Raw genomic sequence first — 19,942 nt, 5'->3', positions numbered from 1 at the left:
TTTAGAATTTCACGGGTCATCTGAAAATATTCCTGAAAAAGGGAATGGATCAGAGCGACAAAGCATAAAAAATGCCTGTGAATGGCCCGAATTCCTTCCATGAGCCGTTCACAGGCGAAAAAAGATTAACGAGAGCGTACTTCCTGGCGCATAAACAACAGATAGGATAATCCGAAGCATACGGTCGTGGCTGCGATCAACCCGATGATATGCGGCCAGATCAACAGCACGCTTTGTCCCAAGGGCAACGGACTGGGGATGGCGCCGTAGATTTGCTCCATCGTCAGGGGCCCCAGACTTCGGATCGAAGGCGTGAGCATAATGGTCGTCGCTTCACTGAACAGTTGGCTTGGCGAGAATCGCAGCAGGATTTGGACAAATTGCTGGTGACTGAGCCACCCGTTCATGTCAGCTGCTTGTGTCGGCAAGGTCGCCGCAGCAATCAGCCGGACAATCATGGTAAAAAAGACGCTGAAAAAAATCCACACTGCGATGCTTGCCAGAGCCGAGGTGGCAGCCTGCCGGAATCGAACCGAAAACAGAATGGCTAGGTTCAGCCAGAAGGCGACATAGCAGATGCTGAGCAGCAAAAAGATGACCATCCGCCAGAATTCTTCCGGAGAAGGCGGAATGCCGAGCATCAACAGCCCCAGTCCCATTACAAGGAAGCCGAGCGCAAAAAACATGACGCTGATGACAAACAGCGCTGCGACGAATTTGGCGTGCAGGACGTAATCGCGATGGATGGGTTGGGCAAGCAAACGGCTTAGCGTCCCCTTGGTTCGCTCCGAATTGATGGCGTCAAACCCCATGCCGATGCCAAGGAGCGGTCCGAGAAAGGAAATAAAGGTCATAAACGCAGGCAATGTTCCGTCTGAGACCGTAAACAGCTTCAGAAAGAGATGCGAGACAAGCGCATCCTCGGAAGGAGCCGCATCCCGGATCGACATCATCGCGGTATACAGGGAGCCGAAGCAAGTCAGCACGAGCAAGAGCAGCAGGATATAAAAACGCCAGCTGTTCAGATGATCCGCCACTTCCTTTTGGACGATCACCCAGAACGGATGGAGTCGTTTGTCATCGCTTCTCATCTGCTTCCCTCCCTTCGAAATAACGATGGTAGATTTCATCCAGACCGTATTGCCGCTGGGTCAAATGGAGCAGCGAAGTGCCGCTTTCCACGATCATGCGAGAGATTTCAGACGTGACATGCTGGGTGCAATGAATCACCAGCCTGCCATCGTCATGGGTTTCAATCCGGCTTACTCCGTCCACCTGCTGCAGGGCATCCAGCAGGCCACCGGGGAAGTGGTTCACCTGCACTTCGATCACGATCGATTCCTCCTGGAACAGCTGCTGCGACAAGCTGTGGACGTCTCCTTGAGCCAGCAGGCGGCCGGCGACAAACAGTCCGACCCTGTCACAGATTTGCTGCACCTGATGCAGGTGGTGGGAGGAGAGAAGCACCGTCATACCTTCGTCGCGGCTGAGCTGCCGGATCAGTTGGAGAAGCTCGCGCACCCCCTCGGGATCAAGCCCCAAGGTTGGTTCGTCCAGAATGATCACTTCCGGCTGCTTGATCAATACCTCTGCAAGACCCAAGCGTTGACGCATGCCGCGAGAGTAGGCGCCAGCCTTTTTATGAGCGGCCTCGCCAAGCCCGACCCGATCCAGCAGGTATTCGACTCTCGAGACCGCTTCTTTGCGGGAGAAGCCGTTGAGCCGTGCGGTGTAGAGCAGATTCTCGGTTCCGGTCAGCTCCTCGTAAAACCCTACATCGTCAGGCAAATAGCCTACTTTGCGCTTTACGTGGATCGGCTGCCGCGTTGAATCAATCCCGCAAACCGTCACGGTGCCGGATGTCGGCTCAGCCAGACCGAGCATCATCAAAATCGTCGTCGACTTGCCAGCGCCATTGGGGCCGAGCAGCCCAAAGATTTCACCGCGGTTGACGTTCAGCGTCAATCGGTCGACGGCAGTCTGTTCCCCGTATTGCTTGGTCAGTTCGTTCAGTTCGATAATGGGCTCCAACTCGGCTTACCTCCTTCCGTAGGTACGGAAGAGGTAGTACACGCCTCCCATGACGCCGAGAATGATTAGAACACCGAGCCATCCCCACAGCATCGAGGTTTTCACTGCCACGCGAAACTGAGCTTCCGAGGAAGCTTCCGCTGCTCTGGCTGTCATGCTGACCACGTAATCCCCGGCGATCGCCTGCTCATCCGCTTTGATGGTTGCTGTCACTTCTGTCGTCTTTCCCGCTTCCAGCTTTGCGATTTGCTTTGGTTCAAAGGTTACCTCCCAATTCAGCGGGGTATCTGCCCGAAGCTCGATGTCTCGCAAATCTGCCGAGCCCGTGTTGGCGACTGTCAGCGTCAAATTGCGCTGGCTGCCTGCTGTCACATCGGTACTTAACAATCCTGTCGGCGTGCTCAGTTTGACAGCGTAGGATCCTGTGATCACGGCCTCCAGCTCGGTGCTGGCCGCTGTAGCGCTGGTCGCGGCTTTTACCGGGATCTTGTAAGATCCTTGCTTGATGCCCTCCGGAGGATCTGCCTCCACATCGATGTCCTTTGTGGTATTGGCGTCGACATTGACGGAGGTAACCGATTTGCCGTCCACCTTGAACTGAACATCCCATCCGGACGGTACATCTGCGGTCAAGGAATAAAGCTGCTTCTCCGCGGTACGGTTGCGCAATGTCATTTTATAGTGGAAGGAAGAACTGGCATGACCCTCCATGTTTGGCTGCTCTGACGTCAGCTCTGTTTTAAAGGTTCCTTGCTCGGTTACAGTCACTTGCAATGGCAGGGTTGCTTTGCCGGCAGCCACGAGCTGAAAACGGTAGCTCCCTTTGTCAATTTCCAGCGGCACATCCACTTGCAGCGACACTTGCTGCGATTGATCGGGACGAACGGAGATCTGCTGCAAACTCCAGCCCCCGGAGGTGAGCTGATACTCCCAGTTCTCCGGCAGCCCTTGCACCGTAAGCTCCGCGTCTTGAACCTGACTACTGTTGTTGATGATCTCAACGTTGTAATGGATCGATTCTCCCGGCGTCACCGAAATGCTGGTGTACGGCGTGTACAGGGTGATTTCCCCCGCAGCCAAAGAGGGGACAAGCCCCAGGGTCATCACTCCGACGATGAATGCAACGAAGAGTGACAATGATTTTCCCCAACTTCTGATCATCTTTTTCTTTCCCCCTGTTTCTCATTTTTGGTCACTCACCAAGGGTACGAACAAGTGGGAAATTTGGATTTACAGAAGTCAATAAAAATTTTTTGAAAGACTTTAAAATTGCCGGAAATTTTGCTAGTAGTATGGAAAAGGGGATATTTCAGCGGAGGTGGAAGACGTTGGCCCATCCAGATGTTGACGAAGAGCGGCTGCTTCGTGACATGGCAAATGGATCGATTACAGCCTTTGAACAGTTTTACGAGAAATACGCTTCGCTGGTCTTGCATATTGCTTTGCGCATTGTAAAAGACCGCATGGAAGCAGAGGATATATGTCACGATCTTTTTTTGGAAGTATGGAAAAAAGCGGGTCAGTACGATCCCAAGCGCGGAAGTATAGAGGCCTGGCTGGCCGTCATGGCGCGAAGCCGCTCGTTGGATCGGATGCGGAAAAAGCAGCGGCTGCCAATCGCTCCTGGGGAGAGCGTCACTCTGGAGCAGGCTTCCACTGTTGCGGCTGCGGAAGAGAAGGTCCTCTCCAGGCTGGATCGGGAAGTGCTGGGGCAGGCATTGAGCAGGATCCCTCAAGCTCAGGCTCGTGCTCTGCAGGGGATGTACTATGAGGCCAAGACACAACGCGAGCTGGCCGCAAACATGAATCGGCCGCTTGGGACCGTCAAGTCTTTGATTCGTTATGGGCTGGACAATATACGCAAGCAATTGAGTCAATCGGGGTGGCTGGAATCGCTGGGAGGTGAGAGGAAGCATGAGTAATGCAAGCTGCATATGGCGGGAGGAGGAGATCGCTGATTATCTGCTGGGCAGGATGGCGGAAGGGAAGCGCAGAGATTTGCAGCTTCACCTCCTATCCTGTACGCGATGCGCGGAGCTGCACCGTGAATGGTCGGCTATTCTCGAACCGTCAGAAGCGATGCCTATGCCGACGCCATCCCCAACACTCAAACGCCGCCTCTTGCGCCGTATTGCTTTTGAGCGTTGGCTCTCCTGGAGGAAGAAGGATATTGGAGCTGCCTTTGCTGTGAAGAGAGCAGCCGTTCTTTTCCTATTCCTGATGAGCTTGTTCTTCTTCCAAAGGGACAGCGGACTCCCTGATGAAAGAATGTTGGCTGCAAGCCTGCCCAACATGAATATCGTGATGGACCCGCACACGGTCTTGCACGTCGCATCTGTTGTCCCGAGTCATGCCAAAAGCTATGTTTGGGTGAACAACACATCCAATGAAATGCTGATCCTCACAAAAGGACTGGCTCCTCTCCCGGAAACGGACTATCAGGTATGGTTTATCACCGAGGACAGACGTTCACGAGTCGGCCTGCTGCGCTGGGAAAACGGCATCGCCCAGCTGTATTTCCAGGGAGGCGAGCTGGGTCTGGTAGAGAATATTGCCGTAAGCGTCGAGCCAAAAGGAGGCAGCTTCACGCCGACTAGTCCGGATGCCATTTTTGTCAATCTGAGAACACGCTGACAGGAGATATCAGTTGGTGTCTTCACTGCCCAGAAGGTGATCGGCCACCTCCAGGATGATGGGACAATGATCGCTGCCCGTCACTTCGGCATCGATCCGGGCGTCTAGCAGAGATGGAGCCAGTCTGGCGGAGGCGAGGAAGTAGTCGATTCTCCACCCGATGTTACGTTCCCTAACCTTGGGCATATACGACCACCAGGTGTAAGCATCGGCGCGGTCCGGATAGAAATGCCGGAACGTGTCCAGAAACCCGGATTGGAGCAACTGGGTCATTTTTTCCCGCTCCTCATCGGTGAAGCCGGAGTTTCCGCGGTTGGATTTGGCGTTGCGGATGTCAATTTCCTGATGCGCCACATTGAGGTCGCCACAGATGATAACCGGCTTTTGGGCATCCAGCTCCAAAAGATAACGGCGGAAGCGATCTTCCCATTCCAGTCTGTAATCCAGTCGGGACAAATCTCGTTTGGCATTTGGCGTGTAGACATTGACCAGGTAGAATGAATCGAATTCCAGTGTGAGCGCGCGCCCCTCCGGCTCATGGTTCTCTTCCAGGCCGAATCTGACAGACAACGGCTCGCGCTTGGTAAAGACGGCGGTGCCGGAATAGCCTTTTTTCTCGGCATAATTCCAATATTGCAGGTAATTCTCGGCGAAATCAGCCGTAATCTGCCCTTCCTGCAATTTCGTTTCCTGGATGCAAAAAATATCGGCATCCATTCTCGCAAAATAGTCGCTAAAGCCTTTGTTTACGCATGCGCGCAATCCATTTACATTCCACGATATCAGCTTCATTTAACAGGCTCGTCTCCTTGCTTACGATTGGGTCCTTTAGTGAACGCTTTGCTTGATTTGCTCCATCGACGCTTGGTTGATCAGTCCCAGCCGCCAGATGGCGTAGCCTTTGAGGTTGTATCTCTTGGCAAGCCCGATTTTCTGATTCACAGACGATTCATTTTCGCTTCCCATCGAAATGCCCAGAATCAGTTTTTCCTTGGGCACGTGGACCAAGGCCATGCGAATGGCTTCGTCCACTCGGTTCATCGGCTCCGGACCTTTTTCCCCTTCGTATGCGTAGGCCATGATGACAAGATCGTCGGCCAACTGACCTAAGGCGGCATAGTCGTAGCCCTTGTAAGCGCCGTTCAGGGGATGAAGGATCAAGGTCAGCTGGATTCCCCGCTGTCTGGTTTCCGCAGAGAGCAGGCGAACGAATTCATTGTATTTCTCTTTGACCCCGGTGACATCACCGTTCATGCCCAATCCTTCAAAATCCAAGGCGATTCCTGTCATCCCTTTTTCTTGAGCAAGTGTGAGCATTTGCGCGATTGCCTTTTCTCGCAAGCTTGCATCTTCGAGCAGCTTGGTCAGCTCTCCGTTCCCGTCCCCGGCAAATACCATCAGGTAGGGGGAGGAGCCAGCCAGCTTGACATCCGCAATGATCGATTCCGGGGTGGTTTCGCCGGCAGGCTTCGGCCAGTAAAAATCATTGCCAGTCAGTGTCAGATTGCCGTCCTGATCGATTCTGCTCCAGCCAAAGGCTACCGAGTCAAAGAACGGCATCAACTCCCGCTGCGAAAAGGAAGAGATCGCATAGAAGGCCAGGCCGTACATGTCGCGCAGCGGTGAGACGATCGACACCGTTCTGGTGTTAGGGTCCCAGCCTACTTGCGCACCAAATTGCTCGCTGAAAAAACGGAGCGGGATCAGGGTGCTTCCGTTGTTTACATAAGGCGCGACCGGCAGAGTGACGGTCTTCCCATTTACGGTGACGAGCGGATTGTTTACCTGCATCTTGACGGTTTTGTCACCTTGGGCGGTAGACTGAACGGCGGTAATGGACTGGGTCTGGGCATCCCAATTCACTTGAATGCCCATTGCCTCTGAAATAGCTCGGAAAGGAACCATCGTTGTTCCGTTCACATTTGCAGGCGGAGTCGGAAAGGGAAGGGGATAGCCGTCGAGCATGATGGTTGTGCCAGGTGTTGCGGCGACAGCGGGTTGTTGGATGCTGATCAGGGAAACGCATCCGATAGCAAGAGAGAGCAGCAGCTTCCTAAATCGCATTTTCATAGACAATTCCTTTCCTCGTTGTTGATTCGATTTCAAGAATAGGTATACCAGTTTTGAGGTTGGAAAAGCAATGAATATTTCAAATAAAAACCCGCAGCCAGATCCTATGGGACCTGCTGCGGGGCATGTTCACTCTCGCATTCGCGGTACGGGGGCAGTTTCAATCATTCGATTGGCGATGGCTTCTACCATTTCAGCGGTTGTCTTGGGGATCAAGGTTTTCAATACCGAATTGATCATGGGGGCCTTGACGCCTTTTGCTGTGATATCGAGAGACCCCGTCATTTTCGTGCGATGCTCTCCCAGTGCCTGGGCCCGGAAGTACCCTTCCCCTGTGAAATTTTCGTTGATCCCCGTCAAGGTAAACCTCACCTCGGTCGGCGGTGTCCACTCTGTGATGTCTACCTGAAGATTGATCTTTTTCTTCATGATCCCGATATCTCCGTTAAAATTCCACGTAGATTGGCGATCATGGATAATTTCGTGGCTGATGTAGCCCGGTACCAGCGGAATCCAGAAATCCATGACACTGACAAACTCCCAGATCGCTTGGACGGGGAGGTCCAGATCAACATCGTGTATTCCTTGAGGCATGGTCTTCATTCCTTTCCCAGATGCGTTTCGTTATCTTGATATGTGTATGGCATCGGGCAGCAGGATATTTCGGAATTTATTTTTTGTTGCACGAAAAAAAGGCCCCATACTCGGGGCCTTTTTTCGTCAGGACTTGATGGCTGCTGTTTCCTTGATTCGATTGGCGATGGCTTCCGCCAAATCGGTCGTCGTCTGCGGAACGAAAGTCTTGAGGATGGTATTGATCATCGGACCCATGACGCCTTTTGCCGTGATGTCGAGGCAGCCCGTCATTTTGGTGCGCTGCTCGCCAAGCATTTCTGCGATGAAGTAGCCTTCGCCCGCAAAGTTTTCATTGATTCCGGTCAGATTGAACTTCACGGTGCTTGGTTCGGTCCACTCGGTTATGTCAATTTTCAGGCTGACTTTTTTCTTCATGATGCCGATATCGCCCAGGAAGGTCCAGGTGGACTGGCGTTCATTGATAATCTCGTGGCTGATGTAGCCTGGGACCAGTGGTGCCCATTTATCCATGTCGCTGACAAATTCCCAGATCGTCGAAATGGGAAGATCCAGTTCAATCTCGTGTATTCCATGAGGCATAGTCGCTCATTCCTTTCCCTCTCGTCCTTCTTGTATTTTTTGCTGGATATGGCGGCAGCCCTTAGATGTTCCGGGAAGCCGCTTTTCCTGCTGCTTGTCCGGCGAGATAGCCGAATGTCATGGCAGGACCGATGGTTCCGCCAGCGCCCGGATAGGTTTGACCGAGAATACCCATGGCTGCGTTGCCCGCCGCATACAGACCGCTGATTGGTTTGCCGCGCAGGCTGATCACCTGACCGTCTGCGTTGATGCGCGGCCCGCCGTTGGTCCCGAGTGTTCCGTAATAGATCGGCAGGGCATAGAAGGGAGCTTTCTCGATGGGACCCAGGTTGAATTCCGGCGAACCGCCGCCAGCCGCGAAGTTTTCAAAATAGACCGTACCGCGGTGGAAGTCGGGATCTTCGCCCTTTTCCGCGTAGCCGTTAAAGCGCTTGACGGTCTCTTCCAGACCGTCTGCATCGACTTCAATCTTCTCCGCCAGCTCTCGGATCGTATCGGCTTGCGCGATCCAATCAGGGGCAGGCTCTCCAGGCATCATGGTGAGAATGAGGGCAGAATCCTTCAGATTGCTGTCAAAAACCATCCAGACAGGCGGTTCATTCGGCCAGGTCTGGGTCACCTGGTCATAGGTATAAAAGGCTTTCGGCATATCCATGTAGGTCGTTCCCTCATTGACAAAACGCTTGCCGGAACGGTTCACGATGATGCTGTGCGCCAGATTGCGGCCGCTGCCGATCTGATTAAGGACATGGCCTTCATACTCGATCGTCGGGTCCTGCATCGCTGGGTACCACCAGGCTTCGCTCATGTTCCCGAGCGCTGCACCTGCTTCCATCGCCATGATTAGCGCATCGCCCTCGTTGGAAGGAGGAGAGAGCGGGTGAGTCACATGTCCTTTCAGGAAGGCACGGACCAGCTCCTGATTCCACTCGAAACCGCCAGAAGCGAGGATGACACCCTTGCGTGCCCCGACAAACAGGTCTTTTCCTTCTTGTTCTGCGCGAACGCCGATCACTTCGCCCTCGTCGTTCATGACGAGCTCCTTGCCTGGAGTTTCCCGCAGTACCTCAATTCCGCGGTCCAGGAGACCTTTGAACAAAGACCCGATCAGGGAGCGGCCCATGGTCACGATATTGTTCTCCATGCGCTCAGCAACGATGTTGAAGTCGATCTGCGTCGGATCCGTGGCTCCGCCTTCTTCAAGCGTAAGCGGCGGAAAAATGGGGTTGGCCCGAACGTACGCTGCCCATTCGCCCAGTTGATTCAATTCAAACGGTTTCGGGTCAATCGAACGTCCTTCTCTTTTTCCGCCCGGCAAATCTCCATAATAATCGCCGTATCCGCGTGGGACTTTGAAGCGAAGCGGCGTATTCTCGTGCAAATAGTCAATCATTTTCCAGCCGTTGTCGACGTAGACCTCGAGCAGCTCGGCATCCGGTTCTTTGCCGCCTGTGAGACGCTTTATGTACTGGAGAGCCTCTTCGCGAGTGTCTTCGATTCCCAGCTCTTTCATGTAGCGGTTGAGGGGAATCCACGGTATTCCGCCAGAGAAGGCAGTGGTTCCGCCAATCTGCGAGGCCTTTTCCAATACGAGGACCTGTGCGCCCTGGTCATGAGCGAGGATGGCTGCTGTCAGTGCCGCTCCTCCCGTACCGAGAACGAGAACATCTACTTCGCGATCCCATTTTTGTGGTCGTTTTGTTGTCATGCCTTTTCCTCCTTGCCATGCATGATAAGAAAGCGGTTTCAATCAATCGTGTCGATATTTTTGGAATCATTGCTTAATCGACATGTTGATGTAAGATAATCTTATCGGAGATCGGAAAATAGGCAATGAACAGTGTTTTTGAGGATGTCGACTACTCGACACTTTTTCTTTGGGTGTAGATTTTTGAGATAAAGATAGACAGGAGGAAAGGAAATGTCGAGGGAAAAGGCAAGGATGGACCCCCGGGTTCGGCGCACACGGGAGATGCTGTGGAACGCCCTGATCGCTTTGCTGTATGAAAAGGACTACAACAAGATCCGGGTTAATGAAATCGCTGAGCGGGCAACGTTGAACCGCACGACCTTTTATTTGCATTTCAACAGCAAAGAGGATCTATTGAATCAATGCTTCGAGGAGATTATGAGTGAGCTGATCCATTCCATTGCGATGACGCCTGAGGAGTTTAATTACGAGATTGACGAACCTCATCCCATTTTGGTTCGCCTCTTCGAACAGATCGCGATACATGCATCCTTTTACCGGACGATCATGATGGAGGACAAGCTGCAGCATCTGACGAGAAGAATGACGAAGATCATGGAGCAATTCATTACGTCCGGCGTCTCTCAAATCCAGGCAGACGGGATTGGCTTCGTCGTCTCCACGGACATAGCCATCCGCTATTTTACCATGGCGTATATGGGGGTCATCGGCTGGTGGCTGGAAAATCATATGCCGTATACGCCCAGACACATGGCCATGCAATTGACCCGCATGTCGAGCAGAGGACCGCTGGATCGGGACCCGTATCTGGAGAAGCAATCGTCCCCTCGTCCATGACGAGCCTCTGGAATAAACCCTTACCTAGCGGGAAATATAAGCTTGGAAAAAGGAACCAAGGAGGCACCCCTTTGAAAATTTCTGCAGCTGTCACTCATCAGCAAGGAGAAGACTTCCAGATCGAGCAGGTAGAGCTGGCCGAGCCTCAAGCAAACGAAGTCCTGATTCGAATCTCGCGACAGGCGTGTGCCATACCGATGCGGTAGCCAGAGACCTGGGGCTAACGCCGTATCCAGTGGTGCTGGGGCATGAAGGAGCCGGAATTGTAGAGAAGGTAGGAGCTGGGGTGAAGCATGTGGAACCAGGCGATCATGTGGTCATCTCCTATGCTTCATGCGGCCACTGCGAAAATTGTCTTACAGGCCATCCGTCAGCATGTGTGGATTTCAATCTGTTGAATTTTGGCGGAGAAATGGAAGACGGGTCTCATCGCCTGCATCAGCATGATAAAGAGCTGTCCACGTTCTTCGGCCAATCTTCCTTTGCGACCTATGCGATTGCCCATGAGCGCAACGTCGTAAAAGTAGACAAGGACGTGGATCTGGCTCTTCTTGGGCCATTGGGCTGCGGTATTCAAACAGGCAGCGGTACCGTCCTGAATAAATTGCGTCCTGCTTTTGGCACCTCCATCGCCGTATATGGCTGCGGGGCTGTAGGATTAAGTGCCATCATGGCTGCCAAAATTGCCGGCTGCAAAGAGATTATTGCGATCGACGTGCATGACAATCGGTTGGAGCTGGCGAAGGAGCTTGGGGCGACATTGGCGCTGAACGGGAAGAAGGTCGATGTCGTGCAAGAGATTAAAGAAGCTACGGGTGGCGGTACGCATTATGCGGTAGAAACGACAGGAGTTCCGCCAGTCGTTCGCCAATCACTGCATGCGCTGCGCCCGCTCGGCATTTCCGCGATCGTCGGGGTTACGCCGGAAATGAACTTTGATGTTCACAACGACATCATGGCAGAAGGAAAAACCATGGTCGGGGTCATCGAAGGAGACGCCGTTCCACAGTTGTTCATTCCGCAGCTCGTGGAGTATTACAAGAAAGGGCTGTTCCCCTTCGACAGGCTCGTGAAGTTCTATCAATTCCAGGAGATCAATCAGGCTTTCGAAGATTCCAAAACTGGGATCACGATAAAACCGGTGCTCAAGATCAGCGAGACAGCAACGTAAACCAATTTGTCCACAGCATGGTGAAAGCCAGTGGCACTCGACGGAAAAGGCGAGGCTCACTGGCTTTTTTGCGTAGCCGAGTAAAGCCCGTTGAACACAAAATTTGGTAGGATCAGGGGAGAGCTTGTTTTTTTGAACGAAATAATCGCGAGTGACCAATATGAGGTGTAAATCAACGGAAAGAGGGTGGGAATGTGGATCGGTCAGCCGAGGAAAGACTTCATGCATCCATCAGGCAGACGCTTGCCGGAAATCGGGACGCTTTCGGTGAACTGTATGATTTGACCATTCATGAGGTCAAGAAGACCGTGCTGTTTCTACTGGACAACAAGCAGGATGCAGAGGATGTGATTCACGACATTTATCTGGAGGTATACAGGTCGTTGCACAATTATGATCATGCTCGAACCTTTTCCTCCTGGTTGACAGGCGTAGCCGTACGACAAATCCAGAATTACCGTCGGCGCGGTTGGAAAATCGTCCGGCTTTTCAACAAGGTACAACTGCTTTCGCCTGTACAGACTGTACCGGACATCTCCAAAGAAGTTGTTGAACAGTTGGAACAACAGCAACTGATGGAGCAAATTCAGCAGCTTCCGTTCAAATTTCGCAGTGTCCTGGTATTGAAATACTGGCATGGTTGCACCCAAGAAGAGATCGCCGAAATCCTGCAATTGCCTATAGGGACAGTAAAGTCGCGCTTGCACCACGCATTGATGAAAGCACGGGAGATTGTCAGCCAGCAGTCTTTAACCTTGGGGAGGGAGCAGTAAGCATGGATCACAAAATGAGATATGCCATGGAAGCATTGCGTGCAGTCGAGGAGACAGTTCAACTGTCGCCAGACTTGCGGGAAAGAATTCTTCTTTCTGTCAAACAAGAGAGCCAAAGCAGATCGCCCATGCGGCAGGCAGGCAGGACAAAATGGCTATTAGTGGCTACGCTTGTTTTTATCTTTGCGTCAGGTTTTGCCTCGATTACCTGGTACAAGATCCAGAATCAGCAGGGGGAAACGGTCATGGAATATCAGGCGGCTCCTCCTCTGTCCAAGGAAAGGCTGGCCGAATTGCAGGCGGCGCAGGCCAAACTGGATGAAGTAAGAAGCAAGCTTGCTCCCGGCACGGCTGCTGCCGTCTATCAGAAGAACGAAGCGGGCCAGGGCGAGGTCAGCTATATCGCCAAGCCGTATATGTTGAACGAACTGGTGGAGCTGAACACTCATCTCAAGAATATCCTCGACTATCCTGCGGAAATCGCTACAGCATACAAGTTTAAAGAAGGAATGGTCAGCTATGATTACCAAAAAGACGAGGCTTTGGAAGAGAATCTGAAACGCAAGGCTGACGAAACCAATCAGGCGCTGATGGTCGAACCCGTCACAGTATTGCCGACGGTCTATCATGCTTCTGCCGCTTATGAGGATGCTGCCGGGAACCAGCTTCGGGTCAATATGCTGAAGCAATTTTGGGTAGGAAATAGCATGATGACGGTCCCAGGCGCCAATCAGATTGTAGAGGAAGTATCGATTGGCGGCTCGGAAGGCCTGTATATCGAAAGAGAAGATCCGTATGGAAAAATGCGCAGGGAAGTAAGATGGATGGATCAGGACTGGTCGCTATCCATCAATTCGACGGACAGCAGCATGACCAAAGAAAAATTACTGGAAATTGCCAATGACATTCTGGAGAGGAGATCCTGATGATGGGAATGAACCTTCGATCTGTCTATGCCACCTTTTTTCTAACTGCGGCCCTAAGCGGTCCCGTAACCATATATGCGGAGGAAGCCTCTCAAAATGTGATTTGGCACAACCTAGAGATCACGATCAAAAAAACATCGGAGACGGAGAAGCCGGATGCGCTTACGTCTACGTTGGAGGACTACCAGCGGATGAGCAAAGGGGGAAAGGTCATCACGACCGAGGAGACGCAAAAAGTGTTTGAAGCGCCTCTTTATCGCCCGGCACCATTCAGGCTGCCGCTCCTCTCGTCAAATGGTCTGTACACGCAGTATTTCACCCTCAAGGATGGGAAGATGGGAGCCCCAGTCCTGAAATTGAATCATTGGGACATCTACCAGAAGGAGGGGGAGTGGGCAGTCGTCATTCAGGATCGGGATACGTACACACAGGCCATCCTGGACAACAAAACACGAGTCCGCGACGAATATCCCGGCTATATGAAAGTGATGCAGATTCCCGGCAGCGACAATGTAGCTACCCTTACCCCTTTTCAAAACAGCGAAATACAGCGTCTTACCGTTCACATTCTCGATCCGCAGGGGAAGGTCATCCGGCTACAAATCATCGGAAATCTTTCAGATCAAGACCTGATCAGACTAGCAGCCGCATATAAGCCGCTGTCTTCGTAACGAAGAAAAAAATAATGTTTCGAATCGTACCGTCTACATGTAGATGGTACTTTTTTTGTTTTTCATTAATTGTTTTTAATTCCAGAAAGGTGAGGGTGAAGCTCGATGATCGACTGGGGATAATTTCTTTCCTTTTGGTTGATTCTATAGTTGCAGGAGGTGAGAGGAAATGACAGTTGGAGCGCAAGTAAAACAAACGCTGGCCAGCTTGAAAGGTGCACAGGCGAATCTGGAAACATTCGCACTGGGCACACAGAACCAACAAGCCAAGCAATTGTACACCCAGGCTGCTGAACAAACACAGTCCATCATTACGAACCTGGAACAGCGTGTGACTGAGCTGGAAAACGAAGAACCGCAATACAAAGGATTCTAAGGCTTCCAAACAGGAGACGGGGAGGGGATTCGAGCCTCTCTTCCTTTCCTGGAGGAAAGTGGAGGTAGGATATGCCGGATTGGCTAGATATCGTCATACGGTCGTTCGTTGCTTTTGCCTATCTGTTTATACTCACCAAAATCATTGGAAAGAGGCAGATTCGGCAAATTACTTATATTGAATACATCGTCGGAATATCCATCGGTTCTATCGCAGCATTTATGGCAACAGAAATGGATGGACCTATCTATCATAGCTTGATTGCACTCACCATTTTCGCGTTGTTCCCCGTCTTGCTGGAATGGCTGTCGCTGAAAAGCAAAAAAGTTCGCAACATCGTGCAAGGAAATGCCACGATCCTGATCAAGGATGGAAAAATTCTGGAGGACAATCTCAAAAGTGAGCGGATGACAACCGAAGACTTGTTGGAGCATCTGCGCATGAAAGATGTTTTTCGCGTGGCTGACGTTGAATTTGCCCTGATGGAAGCGAGCGGAGACTTGAGTGTGCTGCTCAAGTCGCAGCATCAGCCGGTGACACCGCAGCATCTCGGGCTGAAAGTCTCTCCTGCCGAAGAACCGCAGACCGTCATTATGGATGGCGTGATTTTGGATGAGCCCCTGGCGAACAACGGATTGAACCGCAATTGGGTCCGGGCTGAGTTGGAAAAGGCAGGCGTCGCTCTGGAAAATGTGTTCCTGGGACAAGTGGACAAAGGCGGGCAGCTCTATCTCGACTTGTATGATGACAAGCTGAAGGTTGCCCAGCCGATCGAGATGAAGCTGACGTTCGCCACCTTGAAAAAATGCCAGGCAGATCTTGAGCTCTATGCTTTGGGAACGCAGGATCAGCGAGTGAAGCGGACCTACCAAGGCGACTCGCAGGAACTGCAAAAGGTGATTGATACAGTGAAACCGCTGTTAATGCGTTAATAGGGAGCGAAATTGATGGCTGATCAGAAAAAGAAAAAATTGACCTTGACTCAGCAGGAATACCAGGAGCTTGCGAAGCGCCACGAGCCTGCCCGTCCCCTCGCCCGCAATTTCCTTCGCGCCTTTTTGGTAGGGGGAGTGATCTGTCTGATCGGGCAGGGGATTCAGGAGATGTTTATCCACTTTTTTGATTTCACCGAAAAAACGGCAGGCAACCCGACGGTAGCGGTTTTGATCTTCCTCTCTGCCTTGTTAACTGGATTGGGGTGGTACGATCGCATCGCGCAATGGGCGGGAGCGGGAACCAGCGTACCTGTGACTGGTTTTGCCAATTCGATCACGTCTGCGGCCCTCGAACACCGAAGTGAAGGCTTTGTGCTGGGAGTAGGCGGCAACATGTTCAAGCTGGCAGGCTCGGTCATCGTCTTCGGTGTAGCTTCGGCGTTTGTCATCGGACTCATCAAAACACTGATCAAAATGGGGGGATGAAAGATGCGCCAGGGCTACCAGTCATGGGTGTTTCCATCAAGGCCGGTGATTGCCGGAAGGGCTGCGATTGGCGGACCCTTTGAGGCACAGGGACCGTTGGCGAATGATTTTGATATCCTGCACGGTCATCTGATGATCGGTCAGGACAGCTGGGAGAAGGCGGAAAAAGTCTTGCTCGAGGAAGCATGCGACAAGGCGATTGAAAAGGCGGGATTGCGAAAAGAGCAGGTGCAATTCATGCTGGCGGGCGATTTGATGAATCAGTGCATCTCTGCCAATTTTTCTGCCCGTACGCTCTCCATCCCTTTTCTGGGGATTTTCGGCGCCTGCTCCACATCCATGGAAGGTCTGGCGCTTGCTGCCCTGATGGTGGACAGCCAAGCCGCAGACTATGTGTTGGCCGCTACAGGCAGTCACAATGCTGCCGCAGAAAAGCAGTATCGCTATCCTACGGAATACGGCTCGCAAAAGCCGCCGACAGCGCAGTGGACCGTGACCGGAGCGGGGGCTGCCGTCGTGGCGAATCAAGGGAATGGATTGCGCGTGGCAGCCGCCACAATCGGCAAAATCGTCGATATGGGCATGTCTGACCCGTTCAATATGGGGGGAGCGATGGCACCTGCTGCGCTGGCGACGATCGAAACCCATTTTCGCGACCTGAAGCTTCCCCATGACCACTACGACCTGATCGTGACGGGGGATCTGGGAAAGGTGGGTCATTCCATTCTCTCCGAGCTATTGCCCAAGCACAATGTCAATGTGCCATTGGAGCGCTATGTGGATTGCGGCATGCTGATCTACGGCGACAATCCGACAGTCTGGTCAGGGGGCAGCGGATGCGGTTGCTGCGCTACTGTTACCTATGGACATCTGCTGCGCCGCATGCAAGAAGGAGAGTGGAAGCGGATTTTGGTCGTAGCTACTGGGGCGCTGCTGTCGCCGATATCGTATCAGCAAGGGGAGAGCATCCCTTGCATCGCGCACGCTGTAGCTATTGAAGCGGATACGTTGTAAGGAGGGGGATCATGACGTTTTTGTGGGCATTTCTGGTTGGCGGAGTGATTTGCCTGATCGGGCAGTTTCTCCTGGACGTAGTGAAATTGACACCGGCGCACACCATGTCCTCCCTGGTCGTAGCAGGTGCTGTCCTCGATGGTGTCGGCTTGTACGATCCATTGATCAAATTTGCGGGAGCGGGCGCGACCGTGCCGATCACGTCTTTTGGCAACGCGCTTGTGCATGGGGCGATGGCTGAAGCGGAGAAGAGCGGTCTGGTCGGCGTTATCACCGGTATTTTTGAGGTGACGAGTGCCGGGATTTCATCGGCAATTGTCTTTGGCTTTCTCGTGGCGCTTGTATTTCGTCCGAAGGGGTGATAGAAGTGAGAAATCTGCTGAAAAAGGGAACCCCCTTTCTTTGGATCATGCTGCTCGCGGGAATCGTCCTGAGTTGCAGCAGCCCTCCACGTGATCAGGCAAATCAGCAAAGCATCCAATCCGTCACCCCCCGCTCTGCCAAACCTGTCATTGTCATCCTCATTGACTCCTTAATGGACGAGCCTTTGCGCAAAGTCATGCAACAAGGACGCGCGCCTGCATTGAAGCATCTGTACGACAACGGGCGCTACTTCCCGCAAATGGTGAGTTCTTTTCCTACGATGTCCGTAACCATTGATAGCACGTTTTTGACAGGCACCTATACGGACCATCACCATGTTCCTGGTTTAGTCTGGTACAGCGACAAGGAAAAACGTATGATTTTCTACGGGAACGGTCCTAAGGAAGCTTTGAAAATCAATCAACCGCAAGTTGTGATGGATGCTGTATATCATTTAAATCAGGTTCAACTGAACAAACGTACGAAAACCATTCATGAAGAACTGGCGGAACAAGGCAAAGAATCGGCTTCGATTAATGCGATTGTATTTCGCGGCAAAACGGAACACAGCCTGCGAGTACCGCCTATGACCGCAAAAGGGACGAGCCTGCCGGAACAAATCAAAGTGACCGGGCCATCCCTGCTTTCCTACGCGGCTTTTGCCCAATTGGACCCGAAGAATAACCGCAACACCCAAGTGTGGAAAAAATATGGACTGAACAATACATTTACTGCTCAAGACCTGGCTTTTCTGATTCGCCATAAAAAGCTTCCTGCGCTCACCATCGCCTATTTTCCGGAGAACGATATGACTGTTCATAGAAAGGGACCTGCCGAGACAGATGGAATTGTCAAAGCGGATCAAGCGCTGCAAGAGGCGCTGAACGCCTTTGGGTCGTGGGATCAGGCCGTAAAGCAGGCGGTATGGATCGTCATGGGAGACAGCGGGCAAACCACCGTTCTGGATGACCGCCAGGAAGCCAAAATTGATCTTCGTCCGCTTTTGCAACCTTATCGTATCGCGAAATTGAGCGAGCCTGTTTCAAAGGAAGATCAGGTAGTGATTATGCCGAATGAACGCATGGCTTACATCTACGCCATCGATTCCAACATTGGGTTGCCTGAGCTCGTAAAGAAATTGCAGAGAGAAGACAAGCTAGATATCATCGCAAGAAAAGCCGGTCAAGATATTGTGGTTACGGCGGGGAATACCACGCAAGCCTTCTCCTATCGTCCCGAGGGAAAGTACATAGATGAATATGGACAGTCTTGGCACATAAAAGGCAATTCTGAACTGGTAGACCTTGACATCCAGAACAAGCGGATCAGATACGGAAAGTATCCCGATGTTTTGGCGAGATTGTACGGTGCCATGCATTCTCACGAAGGAAGATACGTGGTCGTAACCAGTAAGCCCGGCTATGAGCTGGTCAGTGAGAGCTCTCCGACTCACATCGGCGGAGCGGCTCACGGTTCGTTGCATGAAAAGGATTCGCTGGTTCCACTGCTTGTTTCAGGGACCGATACGCGCCCGAAAACGCTGCGCATTGTAGATTTGAAGGACTGGCTTCTGCAGTTGACGAAGTGATTTCGAAACAACGAGGTTGCGACTGTGCAGCCTCGTTTCGCATTTTGCCCCAAGCTATGCCTTGCCTGATCTTACGTTGTGAAAGGAATTTTCTGCGGGTATGTAGTATGGAATAAAGACCATACCAAGAAAAGAGGCGAGCCGCACATGAACGAGATCCGCTATCATCGCAGGACGTATACGACGGGACCGACGCCGATTCAAAAGCTGGAACGGCTTTCAGAAGCATTGGGGGGACCGTCCATCTGGATCAAACGCGACGATATGTTGGGTTTGACGGCAGGGGGAAACAAGACGCGCAAATTGGAGTATCTCGTAGCTGATGCCATTCGACAGGGGGCCGATACGCTGATCACCTGCGGAGCGGTGCAGTCCAATCACTGCCGTCTCACTCTGGCGGCAGCAGTGCGGGAAGGCTTGCGCTGCCAGTTGGTTCTCTCCAGACCCGAGGTAGGAGAGTACGATCCGTTGGCGAGCGGCAATCATCTTTTGTTCCATCTCATGGGCGTAGAAAAAATCGAGCTGGTTCCGGCAGACGCCGATATGCAAGTGGCCATGGAACATCTGGCTCAAGCTGCGGAAAAAGAGGGACGAAAGGCGTATATCATCCCGCTTGGCGGTTCCAACCAGATCGGCTCGCTCGGCTATATGGCTTGCGCGGATGAAATCGAGCAGCAGGCGATGGCAGACAGGACGCCCTTTGACTATGTCGTAACAGGTACGGGGAGCGGAGGCACACAAGCAGGATTGGTCGGAGGCTTTCTTGCCCGGCAGTCGAACACCAAAGTCATCGGAATCAATGTCAGCGGTACGCAGGAAGGAAAAGAGGCGCAGGTGCGGGATTTGCTGCATCGTACCGCTGCACTGACAGGACTGCAAGGAAAAATCCCGGACGATGCCGTACGCTGCGACGACCAATATGTCGGGGCGGGTTATGCCATTCCCACAGAAGGGATGGTCGAGGCAGTGAAGCTCGTCGCTCGCACCGAGGGAATTTTACTGGACCCTGTGTACACGGGCAAAGCGATGGCAGGACTCATCGGGAAGATTCGCAAGGGAGAGTTTACCCGAGAGGACCGCCTGCTGTTTTTGCATACAGGCGGCACTCCAGCATTGTACACCGTTCCACAACTGTTTCTTTCACAGCAGTAGTACAAAAACATCCTGAGCAGCCCTCAAG

At 52.4% G+C, this 19,942-nt stretch carries 21 protein-coding genes and 1 pseudogene; 14 read left to right on the top strand and 8 right to left on the bottom strand.

The window, feature by feature from the left end; genetic code table 11:
• Positions 1–125: 125 nt before the first annotated feature.
• The 3 genes from EDM58_RS14340 to EDM58_RS14330 are packed head-to-tail and all read right to left on the bottom strand — an operon-like array spanning position 126 to position 3,192.
• Positions 126–1,091 (bottom strand): ABC transporter permease, encoded by a 966-nt coding sequence (locus tag EDM58_RS14340; protein ID WP_122913915.1) that lies wholly within the window; start codon positions 1,089–1,091, stop codon positions 126–128.
• The gene (locus EDM58_RS14335) at positions 1,078–2,031 is read right to left on the bottom strand and encodes an ABC transporter ATP-binding protein (RefSeq protein ID WP_122913914.1); all 954 of its coding nucleotides are present in this window, start codon (positions 2,029–2,031) and stop codon (positions 1,078–1,080) included. Before EDM58_RS14335 ends, EDM58_RS14340 begins: the two co-directional genes overlap by 14 nt.
• Before the next feature lie 6 nt (positions 2,032–2,037).
• Positions 2,038–3,192, bottom strand: coding sequence for a COG1470 family protein (locus EDM58_RS14330; protein ID WP_122913913.1), 1,155 nt, complete (start codon positions 3,190–3,192; stop codon positions 2,038–2,040).
• A gap of 167 nt (positions 3,193–3,359) precedes the next feature.
• On the opposite strand from EDM58_RS14330, the gene EDM58_RS14325 reads away from it, so the two are divergent.
• Positions 3,360–3,953, top strand: a complete 594-nt coding sequence (locus EDM58_RS14325; protein ID WP_246000736.1) for an RNA polymerase sigma factor — start codon at positions 3,360–3,362, stop codon at positions 3,951–3,953.
• On the top strand, positions 3,946–4,665 hold the full coding sequence (locus EDM58_RS14320) for an anti-sigma factor domain-containing protein (RefSeq protein WP_122913911.1): 720 nt from the start codon (positions 3,946–3,948) through the stop codon (positions 4,663–4,665). Before EDM58_RS14325 ends, EDM58_RS14320 begins: the two co-directional genes overlap by 8 nt.
• 9 nt (positions 4,666–4,674) lie before the next feature.
• Here the strand turns inward: EDM58_RS14320 and EDM58_RS14315 are convergent, their stop codons facing one another.
• The 5 genes from EDM58_RS14315 to EDM58_RS14295 all read right to left on the bottom strand — a co-directional run bounded on the left by EDM58_RS14315 (position 4,675) and on the right by EDM58_RS14295 (position 9,619).
• Positions 4,675–5,457, bottom strand: a complete 783-nt coding sequence (locus EDM58_RS14315) for an exodeoxyribonuclease III (RefSeq protein WP_122913910.1) — start codon at positions 5,455–5,457, stop codon at positions 4,675–4,677.
• Positions 5,458–5,493: 36 nt separating this feature from the next.
• A complete protein-coding gene (locus tag EDM58_RS14310) occupies positions 5,494–6,735 on the bottom strand; it encodes a stalk domain-containing protein (protein WP_122913909.1) in 1,242 nt (413 codons plus the stop codon).
• Between the two features lie 129 nt (positions 6,736–6,864).
• On the bottom strand, positions 6,865–7,329 hold the full coding sequence (locus EDM58_RS14305) for an SRPBCC family protein (protein WP_023558170.1): 465 nt from the start codon (positions 7,327–7,329) through the stop codon (positions 6,865–6,867).
• A 126-nt stretch (positions 7,330–7,455) separates the two neighbouring features.
• Positions 7,456–7,911: an SRPBCC family protein gene (locus tag EDM58_RS14300; RefSeq protein WP_122913908.1), complete on the bottom strand. Its 456-nt coding sequence runs from the start codon at positions 7,909–7,911 to the stop codon at positions 7,456–7,458.
• A 61-nt stretch (positions 7,912–7,972) separates the two neighbouring features.
• Positions 7,973–9,619: an FAD-binding protein gene (locus EDM58_RS14295; RefSeq protein WP_122913907.1), complete on the bottom strand. Its 1,647-nt coding sequence runs from the start codon at positions 9,617–9,619 to the stop codon at positions 7,973–7,975.
• Between the two features lie 213 nt (positions 9,620–9,832).
• On the opposite strand from EDM58_RS14295, the gene EDM58_RS14290 reads away from it, so the two are divergent.
• The 12 genes and pseudogenes from EDM58_RS14290 (at position 9,833) to cuyA (ending at position 19,914) form a co-directional block, all read left to right on the top strand.
• Complete coding sequence (locus EDM58_RS14290; RefSeq protein ID WP_122913906.1) at positions 9,833–10,459, top strand: TetR/AcrR family transcriptional regulator; 627 nt, start codon at positions 9,833–9,835, stop codon at positions 10,457–10,459.
• Positions 10,460–10,530: 71 nt separating this feature from the next.
• Positions 10,531–11,630, top strand: a pseudogene (locus EDM58_RS14285) (NAD(P)-dependent alcohol dehydrogenase).
• A 194-nt stretch (positions 11,631–11,824) separates the two neighbouring features.
• Positions 11,825–12,403, top strand: a complete 579-nt coding sequence (locus EDM58_RS14280; protein ID WP_023558166.1) for a sigma-70 family RNA polymerase sigma factor — start codon at positions 11,825–11,827, stop codon at positions 12,401–12,403.
• Positions 12,404–12,405: 2 nt separating this feature from the next.
• Positions 12,406–13,329, top strand: a complete 924-nt coding sequence (locus tag EDM58_RS14275) for a hypothetical protein (protein WP_023558165.1) — start codon at positions 12,406–12,408, stop codon at positions 13,327–13,329.
• The gene (locus EDM58_RS14270; RefSeq protein WP_148039328.1) at positions 13,329–14,000 is read left to right on the top strand and encodes a VirK/YbjX family protein; all 672 of its coding nucleotides are present in this window, start codon (positions 13,329–13,331) and stop codon (positions 13,998–14,000) included. Before EDM58_RS14275 ends, EDM58_RS14270 begins: the two co-directional genes overlap by 1 nt.
• Before the next feature lie 169 nt (positions 14,001–14,169).
• Complete coding sequence (locus EDM58_RS14265) at positions 14,170–14,376, top strand: DUF1657 domain-containing protein (protein ID WP_023558163.1); 207 nt, start codon at positions 14,170–14,172, stop codon at positions 14,374–14,376.
• Between the two features lie 71 nt (positions 14,377–14,447).
• Positions 14,448–15,308 carry a DUF421 domain-containing protein gene (locus EDM58_RS14260; RefSeq protein ID WP_122913904.1) on the top strand — a complete coding sequence of 287 codons (861 nt, stop codon included), beginning with the start codon at positions 14,448–14,450 and terminating at the stop codon, positions 15,306–15,308.
• Between the two features lie 15 nt (positions 15,309–15,323).
• Positions 15,324–15,797, top strand: coding sequence for a stage V sporulation protein AC (gene spoVAC / locus EDM58_RS14255; protein WP_122913903.1), 474 nt, complete (start codon positions 15,324–15,326; stop codon positions 15,795–15,797).
• 3 nt (positions 15,798–15,800) lie between these two features.
• Positions 15,801–16,811 carry a stage V sporulation protein AD gene (gene spoVAD / locus EDM58_RS14250; protein ID WP_122913902.1) on the top strand — a complete coding sequence of 337 codons (1,011 nt, stop codon included), beginning with the start codon at positions 15,801–15,803 and terminating at the stop codon, positions 16,809–16,811.
• An 11-nt stretch (positions 16,812–16,822) separates the two neighbouring features.
• Positions 16,823–17,173 carry a stage V sporulation protein AE gene (gene spoVAE, locus EDM58_RS14245; RefSeq protein WP_122913901.1) on the top strand — a complete coding sequence of 117 codons (351 nt, stop codon included), beginning with the start codon at positions 16,823–16,825 and terminating at the stop codon, positions 17,171–17,173.
• A gap of 47 nt (positions 17,174–17,220) precedes the next feature.
• Positions 17,221–18,762, top strand: a complete 1,542-nt coding sequence (locus EDM58_RS14240) for an alkaline phosphatase family protein (RefSeq protein WP_122913976.1) — start codon at positions 17,221–17,223, stop codon at positions 18,760–18,762.
• A 147-nt stretch (positions 18,763–18,909) separates the two neighbouring features.
• Positions 18,910–19,914: a D-cysteate sulfo-lyase gene (cuyA, locus tag EDM58_RS14235; RefSeq protein ID WP_122913900.1), complete on the top strand. Its 1,005-nt coding sequence runs from the start codon at positions 18,910–18,912 to the stop codon at positions 19,912–19,914.
• The last annotated feature ends 28 nt before the right edge of the window (positions 19,915–19,942 follow it).

It is taken from the genome of Brevibacillus panacihumi, assembly GCF_003710985.1.
Classification (GTDB): Bacteria; Bacillota; Bacilli; order Brevibacillales; family Brevibacillaceae; genus Brevibacillus; species Brevibacillus panacihumi.
The sequence above is the reverse complement of the archived record's forward strand: the minus strand, read 5'-3'. Positions and strand labels throughout refer to the sequence as shown.

What these genes read in the sequence shown, in the direction of transcription:
- spoVAE (WP_122913901.1), top strand. Translation starts at nt 16,823, where the DNA reads ATGACGTTTTTGTGGGCATTTCTGGTTGGCGGAGTGATTTGCCTGATC.
- EDM58_RS14320 (WP_122913911.1), top strand. Translation starts at nt 3,946, where the DNA reads ATGAGTAATGCAAGCTGCATATGGCGGGAGGAGGAGATCGCTGATTAT.
- cuyA (WP_122913900.1), top strand. Translation starts at nt 18,910, where the DNA reads ATGAACGAGATCCGCTATCATCGCAGGACGTATACGACGGGACCGACG.
- EDM58_RS14270 (WP_148039328.1), top strand. Translation starts at nt 13,329, where the DNA reads ATGATGGGAATGAACCTTCGATCTGTCTATGCCACCTTTTTTCTAACT.
- EDM58_RS14300 (WP_122913908.1), bottom strand. Translation starts at nt 7,911, where the DNA reads ATGCCTCATGGAATACACGAGATTGAACTGGATCTTCCCATTTCGACG.
- EDM58_RS14260 (WP_122913904.1), top strand. Translation starts at nt 14,448, where the DNA reads ATGCCGGATTGGCTAGATATCGTCATACGGTCGTTCGTTGCTTTTGCC.
- EDM58_RS14310 (WP_122913909.1), bottom strand. Translation starts at nt 6,735, where the DNA reads ATGAAAATGCGATTTAGGAAGCTGCTGCTCTCTCTTGCTATCGGATGC.
- spoVAC (WP_122913903.1), top strand. Translation starts at nt 15,324, where the DNA reads ATGGCTGATCAGAAAAAGAAAAAATTGACCTTGACTCAGCAGGAATAC.
- EDM58_RS14305 (WP_023558170.1), bottom strand. Translation starts at nt 7,329, where the DNA reads ATGCCTCAAGGAATACACGATGTTGATCTGGACCTCCCCGTCCAAGCG.
- spoVAD (WP_122913902.1), top strand. Translation starts at nt 15,801, where the DNA reads ATGCGCCAGGGCTACCAGTCATGGGTGTTTCCATCAAGGCCGGTGATT.
- EDM58_RS14275 (WP_023558165.1), top strand. Translation starts at nt 12,406, where the DNA reads ATGGATCACAAAATGAGATATGCCATGGAAGCATTGCGTGCAGTCGAG.
- EDM58_RS14295 (WP_122913907.1), bottom strand. Translation starts at nt 9,619, where the DNA reads ATGACAACAAAACGACCACAAAAATGGGATCGCGAAGTAGATGTTCTC.
- EDM58_RS14315 (WP_122913910.1), bottom strand. Translation starts at nt 5,457, where the DNA reads ATGAAGCTGATATCGTGGAATGTAAATGGATTGCGCGCATGCGTAAAC.
- EDM58_RS14330 (WP_122913913.1), bottom strand. Translation starts at nt 3,192, where the DNA reads ATGATCAGAAGTTGGGGAAAATCATTGTCACTCTTCGTTGCATTCATC.
- EDM58_RS14240 (WP_122913976.1), top strand. Translation starts at nt 17,221, where the DNA reads ATGCTGCTCGCGGGAATCGTCCTGAGTTGCAGCAGCCCTCCACGTGAT.
- EDM58_RS14340 (WP_122913915.1), bottom strand. Translation starts at nt 1,091, where the DNA reads ATGAGAAGCGATGACAAACGACTCCATCCGTTCTGGGTGATCGTCCAA.
- EDM58_RS14265 (WP_023558163.1), top strand. Translation starts at nt 14,170, where the DNA reads ATGACAGTTGGAGCGCAAGTAAAACAAACGCTGGCCAGCTTGAAAGGT.
- EDM58_RS14290 (WP_122913906.1), top strand. Translation starts at nt 9,833, where the DNA reads ATGTCGAGGGAAAAGGCAAGGATGGACCCCCGGGTTCGGCGCACACGG.